9 protein-coding genes are annotated in these 15254 nt (G+C 72.1%); 6 read left to right on the forward strand and 3 right to left on the reverse strand.

Going from position 1 to position 15254, the window contains the following annotated elements; all coding sequences use genetic code 11:
- Positions 1-196 precede the first annotated feature (196 nt).
- On the reverse strand, positions 197-3043 hold the full coding sequence (locus CLV68_RS19715) for a helix-turn-helix transcriptional regulator (protein ID WP_170224453.1): 2847 nt from the start codon (positions 3041-3043) through the stop codon (positions 197-199).
- Between the two features lie 221 nt (positions 3044-3264).
- Here CLV68_RS19715 and CLV68_RS19720 point away from each other — a divergent pair, with 221 nt between their 5' ends.
- The 5 genes from CLV68_RS19720 (at position 3265) to CLV68_RS19740 (ending at position 8199) form a co-directional block, all read left to right on the forward strand.
- Positions 3265-4836 carry a S8 family serine peptidase gene (locus CLV68_RS19720; protein WP_121392256.1) on the forward strand — a complete coding sequence of 524 codons (1572 nt, stop codon included), beginning with the start codon at positions 3265-3267 and terminating at the stop codon, positions 4834-4836.
- Positions 4837-5087: 251 nt separating this feature from the next.
- The gene (locus tag CLV68_RS19725; protein ID WP_121392257.1) at positions 5088-6188 is read left to right on the forward strand and encodes a sensor histidine kinase; all 1101 of its coding nucleotides are present in this window, start codon (positions 5088-5090) and stop codon (positions 6186-6188) included.
- 247 nt (positions 6189-6435) lie between these two features.
- Positions 6436-7071: a response regulator gene (locus CLV68_RS19730; RefSeq protein ID WP_121392258.1), complete on the forward strand. Its 636-nt coding sequence runs from the start codon at positions 6436-6438 to the stop codon at positions 7069-7071.
- A 72-nt stretch (positions 7072-7143) separates the two neighbouring features.
- Complete coding sequence (locus tag CLV68_RS19735) at positions 7144-7905, forward strand: DUF2306 domain-containing protein (RefSeq protein ID WP_246009983.1); 762 nt, start codon at positions 7144-7146, stop codon at positions 7903-7905.
- Between the two features lie 33 nt (positions 7906-7938).
- Positions 7939-8199, forward strand: coding sequence for a hypothetical protein (locus CLV68_RS19740; RefSeq protein ID WP_147460072.1), 261 nt, complete (start codon positions 7939-7941; stop codon positions 8197-8199).
- Positions 8200-8249: 50 nt separating this feature from the next.
- Here CLV68_RS19740 and CLV68_RS19745 read toward each other — a convergent pair whose 3' ends face one another.
- The gene (locus CLV68_RS19745; protein ID WP_121392261.1) at positions 8250-9587 is read right to left on the reverse strand and encodes an alpha/beta hydrolase; all 1338 of its coding nucleotides are present in this window, start codon (positions 9585-9587) and stop codon (positions 8250-8252) included.
- Between the two features lie 229 nt (positions 9588-9816).
- Here CLV68_RS19745 and CLV68_RS19750 point away from each other — a divergent pair, with 229 nt between their 5' ends.
- Positions 9817-11910, forward strand: a complete 2094-nt coding sequence (locus CLV68_RS19750) for a GAF domain-containing sensor histidine kinase (RefSeq protein WP_170224454.1) — start codon at positions 9817-9819, stop codon at positions 11908-11910.
- A gap of 1410 nt (positions 11911-13320) precedes the next feature.
- Here the strand turns inward: CLV68_RS19750 and CLV68_RS19755 are convergent.
- Complete coding sequence (locus CLV68_RS19755; protein WP_170224455.1) at positions 13321-15225, reverse strand: ATP-binding protein; 1905 nt, start codon at positions 15223-15225, stop codon at positions 13321-13323.
- Positions 15226-15254: the final 29 nt, after the last annotated feature.

Here is a 15254-nt window from a genome sequence, read left to right on the forward strand (position 1 = left end):
AGGCGGCGACCGTGGGGGCGGTTGGGTTGGCTGCTGGCAGGGGCGGGATGGCTGGGCGCGGTTGGCGGGTAAGGGCTGACCGGAGTTGGCCACGGGCCGCTGGGGTGCTCGTCCGAGGGGCCGAGGTGGCTGTGTCTGTTGGCAGGCAGGTTGGCTGGCGGGCGAAGTGCGACCCGTGGCCGGTGGCTGAGCGAGGTCAGTCGGTGGCGGGTTCGAAGGCGGCTCGGGAGGTCAGACCTAGTTTGCGCATGGCTTTGGCCACGTGGTGTTCGACGGTGCGTGGGGACAGGTAGAGCTCTTGGGCGATTTGGCGGTTGGTGCGGCCAGCGGCCACTAGGTCCACTACCTCGCGTTCTCGGGGTGAGAGGTCGTCCCCGTACCCGCGTCTACCCCGAGGTGTGCCCCGGCGGAAGCGGCGGGCTATCTGGCGGCAGCGGGCCTCGTCACGGGAGGCGCCCAGGTCGGTGAAGGTGGTGGTGGCGGTGGTCAGGTGGCGGGTCGCGGTGGTGGTGTCGCCACAATCAAGAGCAGAGCGGGCGGCGGCTTCGCGGGCCGAGGCGGCGGCGTGGGGGTGGGGTAGGGCGCTGTAGTGGTCGGCGGCGGAGGCGTAGTGGGTGACGGCTTCCTCGTGGCGGCCGCGGGCGGACGCGAGCACTCCCCTGGCCAGTTCGGCGCCCGCGACGGCCAGCGGCGCGTCCCGGCCATCGATCCCGCGCACGTACTCCGCGACCAGGTCGGCGGCCTCATCGACCCGGCCGCTCCGCACGTACGCCCGGGTCGCCCACGGCACCAGATCAGCCGCCCACACCCAGTTCCCCTTGTGCCGGGCCTCCCCCACCGCCCGTTCGGCACCCACCGCGGCCGCCGCGACATCCCCTCGCGCCAGCGCGATCGTCACCCGCCCGGTCGCGACCGCGAGGGACACCGGCGCGTTCTCCGGCGCGGCGACCAGCGCGTCGTCGAGGTGCCGAGACGCCAGGTCACGGTCGTCGCGGGCCAGTGAGAGCCACGCCAGCGCGAGCCGGGCGTCAGCCGCGAGGTACCCCATCTCCCCCGCCTGCTCGATCAACGCGGCCGCCGCCGCGGGTAGGCCGTCCCAACGCCCAGCGGCGACATCGAGCCGCAAACCCGTGCCAGTGGCCAACATCGACAGGAACGGCACGTCAGCGTCCACGAGCAGGGCCCCACCCGTGCGCAGGTATTCCCGCGCCGCGCTGTAGTGCCCGAGCCACGCCGCCGCGTCGGCCAGGTTGTTGTACGCCCGGCTCAGCTGCCGACGCACCCGCGACGACCTGGCCGACTCCGGCAGGTCCGCCGCGGCCGCCCACATCGCCGGGTCGCCGGTCTGGGCGAGCGCGGTGACCTCGTTGGCGCGCACCGATGCGATCAGCTCCATGTCGCGCGCACCGTCGAGAGCCAGGACAGCTTCGTTGAGCCACCGCAGGTGGAACTCGACCGGGCGGGCACCGAAGCTGGGCACGCACAGCGCCGCCATCCCGCGTGCGGCGAGCAGCGGGCGGTCGCGCAGGTCGTGGATGGCCATCTCGATCTCGTTCTGGCCCAGCTCCATCCGGCCCGCCTGGTTCATCAGCAGCCTGCCCAGGTTCAGCCGCACCTCGCCGCGCGCCGACCGGCCGAGGGTGCCATCGCGCAACAGTGCGCCGAGGCGCTCAACGGTGCTGCTGTGGGCGATGGCGTTGAGCGCGACCCGGCTCAGCCGCACGGCCAGGGTGTTGCGGGCGCGGCTGGGCAGGGCGTCGTCGACGAGGGCCTCTTCCAGCAGGTGCAACGCCAGCGCGGTGTCGCCGACCTCGGTGGCCTGGTCGACCGCGGCGAGGGTCTTGCGCACCCAGTTCGTCAGGTCGCCCGCGCGCCGGTGGTGGTGCGCGAGCCGGACGACCGGCGGGTCGGGCGCGGCGGCGAGCAGTTCGGCGGCCCTGGCGTGCAGCCTGCGCCGTTGCGGACCGGGCACGCAGATGTAGGCGGCCTGCCTGGCCAGGGGGTGGCGCAGCGCGTAGCGGCCGGTGTCGGTCTCGTGCAGGACCGCCGCGGCCAGCGCCCGGATCAGCGCGCTGCCGACCCGGCGCGCGGGCAGCCCGGCGACGGTGCCGATCTCGTGCTCGGTGGCGGGCATGTCGAGCACCGCGGCGGCGTGGACGACGGCGGACACGGTCGGCCCGAGCCGGGCGAGGCGGTCGGACATGGTGTCGCGCAACAGGTCGGGGATGTCGACGAGGTCGAGCACGGTCGGGTGCGGTGCCGCGGTGTCGCCGGTCTCCCTGACCTCGCGCAGCACCTCCTCGATGACGAACGGGATGCCCGCGGTGCGGTGGTGCAGGGCGAGCGCGAAGTCCTCGGGGACCTCGGCGGTGCCGAGCAGGTCCGCGGCGAGGGCGGCGACCGGGCCGGGTTCGAGCGGGCGCAGGCGCAGCAACGAGTTTCGGGCGTCGGCGAGCAGCCGGTAGCCGGAGCCGGGCAGCGCGGCGCCTTCCTCCTTGCGGTAGGAGAACACGGCCGACAGCTCGGGCGGCGGTGGGCTGGTGATGAACCGCAGCAGGTCCTGGGTGCCCTCGTCGGCCCAGTGCAGGTCCTCGACGACGAGCAGCGTGGGGCCGTAGGCGGCGAGCAGTTCGCGGACCGCGCGGAACACCCGGTGCCGCTCGACCGCGACGTCACCCCGTTCCAGCTCCGGCGGCAGCAACGGTGCCAACTCGGGCAGCAACGATCGCAACGCCCCGGTGACCGGCGGCAACTTGTCGGCGACGCCCGCAAGCAGGTCGCCGGTCTCGCGCAGGATGTCGACGACGGGGCCGTACGGCAACGGTGTCCGCATCGGCTGGCACGCACCGACGAGCACCGTTCGAGTCGTGACCTGCGGCAGTCGCAACAGCTCACGGACCAATCGGGTCTTGCCGACGCCCGCCTCCCCTTCCAGCAACGCCACCGCGGGCGGGCGGCGGACGCACCCGGCCAGCTCGGCGAGCTCGGTCGCACGACCGACGAACACCGACGTCGGCAGTCGAACCGGGGGGAGCTGGGTCACCAGCGCACGGTACCTCCGGGGACGGTATCCGGTCGATGTCCGATCCGCCGCCCGCGCCATTGCCGGATCCGTTCCCATTCCCATTCCGGGACTTTGAATAGGGGTACCCATCAATCCACTCAGTAGTTCACGGCCGGGCGCGGGCGACGCATTGTGGTGGCGCGGCGGTGTGTCCCTGACATTTCCCTGCCCCTTTTCACCGCGCGCAGAGGAGTCCTACAATGTTGAGTCGGAAAGCAGGACTGGCCGCGCTCGCGCTCGGTGCCGCCTGCGCCGTGGCGGCCATCGCCGTCCCGGCCGGGGCGGCGCCCGCCGTGGGCACCGTCGTCCAGGCGAAGGAGCACTACGCGGGCCAGTACATCGTCGTCCTGCGCGACGCCGCCGCCTCCGGTGCCGCCGTCGAGGCGAGCGCGCAGTCGCTGGTGAGCACCTACGGCGGCACGATCGCCTCGCTCTACAAGCTCACCGCGCGCGGCTACTCGGTGCACGGCATGACCGAGGCGCAGGCCAAGCGGCTCGCGGCGGACCCGGCCGTGCGCACCGTGTACCAGGACGGCAAGATGCGCGGCAACGACGTCCAGACCAACCCCACCTGGGGCCTGGACCGGGTCGACCAGCGCGACACCACGCTCGACCGCAAGTACGAGTACAACGCCACCGGTGAGGGCGTCACGGTCTACAGCGTCGACAGCGGCGTGCGGATCAGCCACCAGGACTTCGAGGGCCGCGCCAGGTCCGGCTACGACTTCCTGGACAAGGACAACGACGCCTCCGACTGCAACGGCCACGGCACGCACACCTCTGGCACGGCGGTCAGCAAGACCTACGGCGTGGCCAAGAAGGCGAAGCTGGTCGCGCTGCGGGTGCTGGGCTGCGACAACAACGGCCCGGACTCGCTGCTGTCGGACGCCGTCGAGTGGATCACCGCCAACGGCGTGAAGCCCGCGGTGGTCAACATCAGCATCGGCCAGTTCGAGACCGGCATCGGCGACGAGCAGATCCAGGCGTCGATCCGCGCGGGCTTCGTGTACGCGGTGGCGGCTGGCAACAACAACGGTGCCAGCGCGTGCAACTACAGCCCGGCCCGCGTCCCCGAGGCGATCACCGTCGCCTCGATCGACCAGGGTGACCGGCGCTCCAGCTTCTCCAACATCGGCACCTGCGTGGACATCTACGCGCCGGGCGCCAACATCACCTCGCTGTCCTACAGCAGTGACACCGGCACCGCGGGCAACTCCGGCACCTCGATGGCCACCCCGCACGTCGCGGGCGCGGCGGCGCTGTACCTGCAGGGCCACCCGAACGCCAGCCCCGCCGACGTCGCGACCGCTTTGACCTCGCTCGCCACGCCGAACAAGGTCACCGACCCCGGCACCGGCTCGCCGAACAAGCTGCTCTACACCAAGGAGATCACCGCCACCCCCGGCCCCGGCCCGGACCCCACCTGCGCCAAGCAGACCAACGCCGACGACGTCGCCATCCCGGACGCGGGCGCCGCCGCCACCAGCTCCATCACCCTGAGCGGCTGCACCGGCAACGCCTCCTCGACCGCCTCGGTCGAGGTCGGCATCGCCCACCCGTACCGCGGCGACCTCGCCGTCTCCCTGATCGCCCCCGACGGCACCTCGTACCCGCTCAAGGCGTCCTCCGCGGGCGACCCGGCGGCCGACGTGCGCGCCACCTACACCGTCAACCTCTCCAGCGAGGCCAAGAACGGTACCTGGAAGCTGAGCGTCACCGACGTGTACCGCTTCGACACCGGCACCATCGACACCTGGTCGATCACGGTCTGATCCCCGCCCGAGCAGGCTCCGCCCTCTTTCCGTGGGGCGGAGCCTGTTCGCCTTTCCGACGCAAGTGGACCCTCGGGTGCGGTCCCGAAGGGTCGTGGGGGTCACCGAGGACGGCGCCGACAAGCACGGCACCGGTCCGCGGGCAGGAGTCGCAGAGCTGCGCGGTGGGTGCGGACCAACGCCGGGTGGGTGAGCGGTGACTGTACTTTCGGCTGAGTCGTTCGCGCTGGTCGGGGACCTAGACTGACCCGGTGCACGAGTTGCTCCGGTCGCTCTGGCGGGAACCCCGGCCGCTGCCCGCGCCGCCGCTGAGGTGGTGGGACTGGGTGCTGGTCGGCGTCCTGGTGCCGGTCGCGCTGGTGGAGGGGGTGGTGCGGGGCGGGGCGTTGTCGACCGTCGTGGCGGTCGGGTTGGTGCCGGTGTTGCTGCTGCGGCGGTCGGAGCCGTTGCTGGCGGTGGGGGGCGCGTTCGGGGCGTGCGCGGTCGCGTCGGTGCTGGTGGGGCACGACTTCCCGGACCTGAACGTCATGGTGTACCTGGTGCTGTTGCCGTTCGCGCTGCTGCGGTGGGGGTCGGGGCGGGAGGCCGCGCTGGGGGCGGCGGTGATGGCGGGGCAGGTGGGGTTGGTGGCGCTGCTGGGGATGAAGTCCGCGTCGGACGCCCTCGCGGGGGCCGTCGTGCTGGTCGCGGTCATGGCGCTGGGGGCGGCCGTCCGGTACCGCTCGCGGGCCCGGGCGCGGGAGGTCGACCAGGTCAGGCTGCTGCTGGCCCGCGACCTGCACGACACCGTCGCCCACCACGTCTCGGCGATGGCGATCCGCGCCCAGGCGGGCATCGCCCTGGCGCCGACGGACCCGGCGGCCGCGGTGGCGGCGTTGCGGGTGATCGACGAGGAGGCGGCGCTGGCGCTGGACGAGATGCGCGCGCTGGTCCGCGTGCTGCGGGCTGGCGAGCAGGTGGAGATGGGGCCCGGCCCCCGGGTGGACGACCTGGCGCGACTCGCCGCCACCGGGCATCCCGTGGTCGACGTCGAGGTGGTCGGGAGCGCCGCCGACGTGCCAGCCCCGGTCGGTGCGACGGTGTTCCGGCTCGCGCAGGAAGCCGTCACCAACGCCCGCAAGCACGCCAGGAACGCGACGACGGTCCAGGTCCGCGTGGAGGTCACCCCTACGACTGTCCACTTGCGAGTGACCGACGACGGCGACCCGGCACCGGCCAGACCGCCCGGACTCGGCCTCACCGGCATGATCGAACGCGCGGCGCTGCTCGGCGGCACCTGCACGGCGGGTCCAGCCCCGGAACGCGGTTGGGTGGTGGCAGCCGACCTGCCCAGGACCGGAGCGGCGCGGTGAACGACCGGAACCGGTGCGCCAGTGAGCCCGATGCCGATGGCCGCCTCGGCTCCACAAGATCAAACCGCGCTGAGCAGCCCCCGATACACAGCCTACCGGGATTGGCCGACAAGACGGCCGGAGCGAGCAGCCGCCTGTGGACAACTCCGCCTCCGGCAGTTCCCCGGCTGCGTATGACCGGGCACGACCGAGACCGACAGCACCCGCTCGGCAGGCGGCAGGCGGCGGCGCGAACCGGGGTGGCGGGGTGAGTGTTCGGGTGGTGGTGGTCGACGACCAGGAGATCGTGCGGACGGGGTTGGCGATGATCCTCGGGGCGCAGCCGGGCATCGAGGTGGTCGGGGACGCCGCGGACGGGGCGGCGGCGGTGGAGTTGGTGCGGCGGGTTCGGCCGCAGGTGTGCCTGATGGACATCCGGATGCCGGGGGTGGACGGGATCGAGGCGACCCGGGTGTTGGCCGACGAGGTCGCGGTGGTGGTGATCACGACGTTCGACCTCGACGAGTACGTGCACGCCGCGCTGCGGGCGGGGGCGCGGGGGTTCCTGTTGAAGAACGCGGGGGCCGACATGCTCGCCCAAGCCGTGCACGCGGCGGCGCGGGGCGACGCGTTGATCGCGCCGAGTGTCACCGCGCGCCTGCTGTCCACTTTCGCGTCGGGCAGGCCCACCACGCCGGGGCAGCCGGTGGACCCGCTCACCGAGCGCGAGGAGCAGGTCCTGGTCGCGGTGGCGCGCGGGCGGACCAACAACGAGATCGCGGCCGAGTTCCACATCACGCTGAGCACCGTGAAGTCCCACATCGCCAGTCTGATGGCCAAGCTGGGCGCGCGGAACCGGGTCGAGGTCGCGATGTGGGCGTACGAGACGAACCGGGTCCGCTGAGCCGAAAGTACTACCCGGGAACCGTACCCGGTCCTGATGTGCGTGCCGGGTCCCGACCAGCACGATTGCCCGGTGTCCCTCAGAACCAAGCGCCTGCCCGCCGCGCTGATCCTGCTCAGCGCCATCCCGGTGATCGCGGGTGCCGCCCGGGTGTCGACGCTGGCCGCGCCGGTGACCGCCGACAACGCCCGGTTCGTCGCCGCGCCGGTGCCGATCGTCCTGCACATCGTCGGCGCGACGGTCTTCTGCCTGCTCGGCGCCCTCCAGTTCTCCCCCGGTCTCCGGCGGCGGAGCTGGCACCGGATCTCGGGCCGGATAACCCTCCCTTGTGGACTGGTCGCGGCGGTGTCCGGGCTGTGGATGACCGTCGGCTACCCCGATCCGCCGGGCGACGGCATCCTGTTGGCCGCGTTCCGTCTGCTGTTCGGGTCACTCATGGCGGCAGCCCTTGTCCTCGGATACCTCGCCATCCGGCGGCGGGACTTCCGCGCGCATCGCATTTGGATTATCCGCGGTTACGCCATCGGGATCGCCGCGGGGACGCAGGTGGTGGTCACGGTGCCGTGGGTGGTGCTGTTCGGGGAACCGACCGGGACCGCCAGGGCGTTGCTGCTCGGGTCGGCGTGGGTGATCAACCTGGCCGTCGCCGAATGGGCCGGACGGCGGACACCTGGGCGGCGCCCGGCACAGCGGCGCGGTTCCACACCGGACGGCGCGAGCACTGTGGACGGTCGACCAGACGCACGAGTGGGCGCGGCCGAGCGGTCGACGACACCCGGGACCGCGCTGGTTCGTTGGGGTGACGGGGATTCCGCGCGACCTGGGGACGTGTGATCGTTCGCTCATCCGACCCGAACGGAGGAGCGCATGAGGAAAGCGACAGCGGTGGCCGCCGCGGTGATCGCCCTGGGCGCGGCGGTGACCGGGGTGACCCCGGCCAGCGCTGACTACTGGGCGAGGTACTACATCGGTGCCTACACCAGCCAGACGGTCTGCGACGAGGACTCGGACAACCTCTGGGACCCGCCCTACTGGTACTCCTACGACTGCTACTACTACACGGGCGATCCCGGCAACCAGGGTCGCGGACCCGGTTGGTACTTCTGGAACCGCGTGGACATCCGCTAGGCGGTACCCGCTCACCCGGCGCGGAGCCGGGTGAGCGGGTACCCCGGCGATCAGGGGGAGATCAGGTAGTCGATCGCGCGCTGCCGGGTCGGCGGGTCGTTGAGGAACGCGGTGTGACCGACGCCCGTCCACGCGAGCAGGCGGGAGCAGGCGATCTGGCGGGCCAGACCGATGCCCCACACGTGCGGGGTCGCCGGGTCGTGCTCGCCGCTGACGACCAGGATCGGCGGCGCGCCGCGGACCGGGGTCGGGCCCCACGGGTTCGCCGCCGGGATCGGCCACCCGGCGCACCCGGCCTGGATGTCCCAGCCCTCGACGTAGCCCCTGGTGTTCGGGGCGATCGCGCGGGCGGCGGTGATCCGGGACCGCAGGTCGCCGAACGTGCGGACGTCACTGGGGAAGTCGTGGCAGCCGATGACCCGGTAGGCCGCGGAGCTCGACTCGCCCTCGAACCCGGCGCGGTCGCGGATCGCGGTGGCCAGGTACGGCCAGTACTCCTGCAGGTTCAGGAAGGTGTACGCGGCGAACCCGACCTGTTCCGGGGTCATCCCGGGCACGCCGCTGTCCAGAAGCAACCGGTACTCCGCGGCGACGTCCCTGCCGTGCAGCGCGCACGAGGTGTCCGCCGCGCACCAGGCGACGAAGTGGTCGAAAACGTCCTCTGTGGACCTGATCTCGTCGAACGCCAGTCGCCTGGTCCCGATCGTGTGGTCCATGGCACCGTCCAGCACCGCGGCGCGGACCCGGTCCGGGTACATGCCCGCGTAGGTCGCCCCCAGCAGCGTGCCGTACGACAGCCCGAGCCAGTTGACCCGCGACTCGCCGAGCGCCTGCCGCAGGACCTCGATGTCGCGCGCTGCGCTCACCGTGTCCACGTGGTCGATCAGCGGCCCGGTCGCCTCCCGGCAAGCCCTTGCCACGCGCCGGTTGTAGGCGACCAGCTTGTCGAACTCCGCGCTGGTGCTGGGAAACTGGGTCACCGCCGGGTCCGTCGGCGGTACCGGGCAGGTGATCGCGGGCCTGCTCTCGCCGACACCGCGCGGGTCGAACCCGATGAGGTCGAACCTGGCCCGCAGGTCGGCCGGGAACACCTCGGCCGCGTGGTCGCGCACGACCGGCGTGCCAGGACCACCGGGTCCGCCCGGGTTGAACAACAGGACGCCGACCCGCCTGGCCGGATCGGTCGCCCTGACCCTGGTCACCGCCAGGGTGATCTTCGGCCCACCGGGGCGGGCCCAGTCCAGGGGTACCTCGAGGTCGGCGCACTCCGCGCCGGTCCCGCAGGTCCGCCAGTCGATCGGTTTTGCCTTGGCCTGAGCCGTTCCCGTCGTCAGCAGCGCGCCGACCACCGCGACGGGAATGACCGCGACCGTCCATTTTCTCCACATGGCGGGAATCCTGGGTCCGGCCCGCGTGACCCGGCGTCCGTCCACAGGATGATCCGCCGCACTAGGGGTCGCCGATACCGCGGTATAGGTGGGATTCGGGTCCGGTTCGGGTGCGGTCGGGTTGCCGCGCCCGGCCGGTCGGGAGACACGGATTACCTTCAGGTGGGGGTCACTCTCGGTCGATGACAAGGCCGCAGCGAACCCCGATTAGGTGACTGGAGGGACGGCGGTGAGCGAGACCGCGCGGTTGGCCGCCTTGCACGAGTACGCCGTCCTCGACGCACCCGCCGACGCCGAACTGGCCGCGGTCGTGCGCGTGGCCGCGCACGTGGCGGGCGTTCCCACGGCCACCCTCAACCTGCTCGACGAGCACCGGCAGTGCCAGCTGACCACGGTCGGCTTCGTGGGCGCCGATTCCGCGCGCGAGGACTCGATGTGCGAGGTCGTCGTCGCCACCGGTGCCGCCGTGCACGTCGCCGACGCCAGCCGGGACACCCGGTTCGCCGCCAGCCCGTGGGTGACCGGTGAGCTCGCCGCTGTCCGCGCCTACGCCTCCGTGCCGCTCATCACCCCCGACGGCCACGTCCTCGGCACGCTGTGCGCGTTCGACACCGAGCCCAAGCAGTTCACCGAGACCCAGATCACCGCGCTGGAGGACCTCGCCGTTGTCGTGCTGGCGCTGTTCGAGCGGCGCAGGCAGGGCAGGGCCACCGCGGCGCTGGCGGCCGAGGCGGAGTCGGCGCGGTCGCTGGCCGAGGACTACGCCAACGAGCTGGAAGCCCGCCAGGAGCTGACCAACGCGGTGCACGAGTCCATCGACGTGGCCATCGTCGCGTGCGACGAGAACGGCCGCCTCACCCTGTTCAACCGCGCCGCCCGGGACTGGCACGGCATGGAGGCCGACGCGGGCCTCGACCCGGCGCAGTGGCCGACCCACTACTCGCTCTACGCCGAGGACGGTGTGACCCCGTTGGCCGCCGAGCAGGTGCCGCTGCGGGTCGCGCTGCGCGACGGCTCGGTCGCCGACGTGGAGATGGTCATCGCCGCCGAGGGCCGGGAGCCGGTCCGGGTGGTGTGCGCCGGTCGCGCGCTGCACCGCGCCGACGGGACCCCGCTCGGCGCCGTCGTGTCCATGCGGGACGTGACCGTCGAACGCGCCCAGCGCCGGGAACTCGCCGACCGCGAGCGGCTGCTGGCCACCATCCTGGAGACCGCGCCGGACGCGGTCATCGTCGCCGACGCCCGCGGCGCGGTCACCGCGTGGAACCCGGCGGCCGAGGCGATGTTCGGCTGGACCGGCGCGCAGGCCATCGGGCGCAGGCTCGACGAGCTGATCATCCCGAAGGGACTGGCCGACGCCCACAACCGCGGCTACGCCGACCGTTCCCGCACCGGGCAGTCGCGGCTGCACGACGGGGTCGTGCAGGTCCCGGCGCGCCGTCGGGACGGCAGCGGCCTGCTGGTCGAGCTGAGCCTGGCGTCGTTCACCTGGCAGGGCGAGCGGCGGTTCCACTCGTTCCTGCGCGACGTCACCGAGCGCGAGGCCGCCCGCGAGCGCCTGGCGTTGGCCAACAGCGAACTCGCCGCCGCCAACGACGAACTGGACCGGTTCACCGCGACCGTCGCCCACGACCTGAAGAGCCCGCTGACCGCGATCACCGCCTACACCGAGGTCGTCACCGACATGGTCCACGACCGCGGCGCCCACCAGGCCCTGTCGGCGATCTCCCGCGCCGCGGACCGGATGGCCGTCATGATCGACGACCTGCTGGCGCACGCCCGCGCGTCGCACGAGCCCCTCGGCCTGCGCGAGGTCGACCTGGACGGCATCGTCGACGACCTCGCCACCGAGCTCAGCGCGGGCAGCCGCCCCGTCGAGATCACCCGCGCCCCGCTCCCGGCCGTCCCCGGCCACCCGACCCTGCTGCGCCAGGTGATGGCCAACCTCCTGGGCAACGCCGTCAAGTACGTCGACCCCGGCGTCCAACCCCGCGTCCACGTCGACGCCGAGTGGACCGACCACGCGGTCACCATCACCACCACCGACAACGGCATCGGAATCCCCACCGACGCCCGCGAACGCGTCTTCACCCTCTACGACCGCGCCGAGGTCGGCTCCGGCTACCAGGGCACCGGCATCGGCCTGAGCACCTGCCGCCGCATCGTCGAACGCCACGGCGGGACGATCTGGATCGAGCCTGGGGTGGGCGGGGGGACACGGGTCCGCTTCACCATCCCCCTGGTAGGCCAAACCGCCCCACCCCAACGAACCGACTCCCACTCCCACACTTGGCACCCAGACCAGGCGACCCACCACCGCTGAGCACCCTCGTCCGTTCTGTTGCTGGGGGCTGCTACCTGCGACTCCACCAGGACTGACCACCTACCGCCCCCCGCCCCGCCCTGCTGCACCGCCCTGCCGCGCTGCCCCGCCCCGCTGCGCTGCCCCGCTGCGCTGCCCCGCCCCGCTGTCCTGCCGCGCTGCCCCGCCCCGCTGCACCGCCCTGCCCCGCTGTCCTGCCCCGCTGTCCTGCCCCGCTGTCCTGCCGCGCTGTCCTGCCGCCCCGCCCCGCTGCACCGCCCTGCCGCCTCCGGCACCGCTGTCGTGCTGCTCGCGCCAGCCGGGGTGCTCGCTCGGTGCGGGTTCTCGCACTGTGCGGGGTGCTTGCACCATCCGGCGTGCCTGCGCTATCCGGGAGCTCACATCGTCCGGGGTGCCGCGCTGTCCGGGTGCTCGCATTGCCTGCGAGGTTCGCGCTGTCCGGACGTTCGCGCTGTCCGGGATGTTCGCGCTGTCCGGACGTTGTTCGCACTGTCCCAGGATGCTCGCACTGTCCAGGATGCTCGCGCAGCCCAAGGCGCCCGGAGGCGCTCACGCTGCCCGGATACTCGTGCTGCCCGGCGTAAGCGTGCTGCTACGCGGCCAACGGAGGGCCGCCAGACCGGCACCGGAATGCCAGCCTCGCGCGCGCACGCCAGTCCTGCCCCAGCCCCCACCCACTCCGGGGGGCGTCCCAGTGCCAGTCTATCGGGAGGCACCGACAGTCGATCTTCATACAGGGCGCTGAAGATCGGGATGTGGATAACTTCTGTCGCTGGAACAGGTGAAAGTCGAACGTTGGCGGCAAGAAGAATGCCTGGTCAGAGGCGTGACGGCGCGATCGGAGCGTCAGCTCGGGGCAAGTCGGGCGAAAGGTGATCGTTGAGCGACGGCAGACCCGCCCAAGCGTCCACAATGGACTCACTTACGAGGCTCCCACACTCGGATCGCCGCCGCGCCCAGCTGCCGACGTGCAGTTGCCAGCCCGCCGGACTTCCCACCCGACGCAAGAGTCTCGGCCAAAAGCGCTTATCCCGGGCTGACACTCTTGGCCCAGGCTGAACCTCGCACCCAGACCGGATCTCTTACACCGCACCAGAACTCTTACGCCGCCCCACCCGCTTCGCGCGCGCACGCCAGTCCTGCCCCAGCCCCCACCCTCTCCGGGGGGCGTCCCAGTGCCAGTCTATCGGCACCCCCCGACAGGCGATCTTGAAATAGGGGTCCGCAAGATCCAGATGTGGATAACTTCTGTCGCTGGAACGGGTGAAAGCCGAGGGTTGGCGGCGAGGAGAACGCCTGGTCGGGAGTGCGGCGGCGCGGTTGGGGTGTTGAGCGGGGGTAAGTCGTGTGGGAAGTGATCGGGATTGGGTGATCACAGAGGCTGAGTGTCCATAGTGGATACAAGCGAGGTCAGCGCTGGAGGAAGTTGGTGGCTATGGCGGTGCAGGCTGTCGTTACGTGGGCGAACTCGGCGCGGACGTCGGTGAGGGAGGTGGGGAGGGTGCCGGTCTTCGCGTCTTGCTCGATGGTGGCGAAGAGGGCGGCCAGGGCGGTCGCGCCGATGTTGGCGGCGGAGCCCTTGAGGGTGTGGGCCTGGACGACGGTCGAGTGGGTGTCGCGGATCGCGATGGCCGCTTTCAGGGCGTTGAGGGCGGCGGGGGTCTTGGTGGTGTACGAGGTGAGCAGGTGGGCCAGGAAGTCCAGCTCCTCCTGCGGCGGGTTCGAGCCGCTGATCTCCAGCATGCGGGCCCGGATCCGGGACTCGCGGTCGAGCGACTCCCGGTCGAGCACGGCGACGGGCGCCGACGGCGGCGAGGCACCGGTGGCCGCGGCGAGGGCGGCGACCAGGTCGGGCACGCGCACCGGCTTGGCCAGGTGGTCGTCCATGCCCGCGGCCAGGCACGCGGCCCGGTCCTCCACCAGTGCGCTCGCCGTCAACGCGACGATCAACGGCTGGCGCTCCGCGGGCAGTTGCGCACGGATCGCGCGGGTTGCGTCGAGGCCGTCCATGACCGGCATGCGCACGTCCATCAGGACAACGTCATAGGGCACGGCGTGCATCGCCTGCACAGCCTCGTGTCCATTCGCAACGGTGTCGACGTGGTGGCCGAGGCCCGCAAGCATGAGGCGGGCGACCTTCTGGTTGATGTGGTTGTCCTCGGCGACCAGGACCCGCAACGGACCGGTCTGCGTGAGCGGCGGCGTGCGCGGGTCGGTGGCCTGGTCACCGGCCACGTCCAGCAGGGCGCTGAAGGTGAACGTCGACCCGGTGCCCGGCGTGCTGCGCACCGTGAGGTCACCGCCCATCGCGACCGCGAGCCGCCTGCCGATGGCCAGACCGAGGCCGCTGCCGCCCTGCGTGCGCGTGGTGGAGCTGTCGACCTGGCGGAATGGCGCGAACAGCACGGCCATCTTGTCCTCGGGGACACCGCACCCGGTGTCGTTCACCGCGATCCGCAGCCACGTGCGCCCACCAGGCGCCGGGCGCAGTTCGACGGTCGTGAGGATCCGGCCGCTCTCGGTGAACTTCACGGCGTTGTCGAGCAGGTTCACGAGGACCTGCCGCAACCGGGCGAGGTCGCCGACCAACCGCATCCGGTCACCGCCGGTGACCACGACGTCCGTACTCAAGCCCTTGCGGCGAGCCTCGTCGGCAACCAGCTCGGTAGCGCTATCGACCAAGTCCCGTAGTCCGAAGCTGACCTGCTCTAGCCCCCACTGCCCGGACTCGAGCTTGGCGAAGTCGAGGATGTTGTTGATTACGCCCAGCAGGTCGGCGCCGCTGTCGCGCACGGTCTGCACGAGGTCGCGTTGCTCGTGGGTCAGGTCGGTGTCCAGCAGCACGCCGGTCAGGCCGACCACCGCGTTCATCGGGGTCCGGATCTCGTGGCTCATCGTGGCCAGGAAGGTCGACCTGGCGGCACTGGAGGTGCGCAGGGCGGTCGCGGACGCGTCCAGCGCGTCGGCCATCCTGGCCAGTTCCGCGGGGACGGCCACGACGGGCACCCGGACGTCCGGGTCACCCGCGCCGATGCGGGCCGCGGCCTCGGTCACCGCGCGCACACCGGTACTGACCTGGCGGACCGTCCACCAGGTACCGACGGTCACCACGACGACCCCGACCAGGCACACCCAGGCGACACCAACGGTGGCGGTCGGCCCGAACAGGGCCGCCGCTCCCGCGCCGACAACCAGCAGCACGAGCACGGCGAGCGTGGGTCCCACGGCCAGCAGACGCCCCAGCGTCCACCACCTGGCTGAGGGCGCGCGGGGACCCGAGCGGTCCTCCGCACCCTGCAAACCATCCGTGGTCACGTCCTCGCTATCGACACGACGCGCAGGCG

This window comes from Actinokineospora cianjurensis, from assembly GCF_003663795.1.
GTDB classification, from domain to species: Bacteria; Actinomycetota; Actinomycetes; order Mycobacteriales; family Pseudonocardiaceae; genus Actinokineospora; species Actinokineospora terrae.

Excerpts from the sequence above, each read along its gene's own strand:
- CLV68_RS19720 (WP_121392256.1), top strand. The coding sequence starts at position 3,265 with ATGTTGAGTCGGAAAGCAGGACTGGCCGCGCTCGCGCTCGGTGCCGCC.
- CLV68_RS19740 (WP_147460072.1), top strand. The coding sequence starts at position 7,939 with ATGAGGAAAGCGACAGCGGTGGCCGCCGCGGTGATCGCCCTGGGCGCG.
- CLV68_RS19745 (WP_121392261.1), bottom strand. The coding sequence starts at position 9,587 with ATGTGGAGAAAATGGACGGTCGCGGTCATTCCCGTCGCGGTGGTCGGC.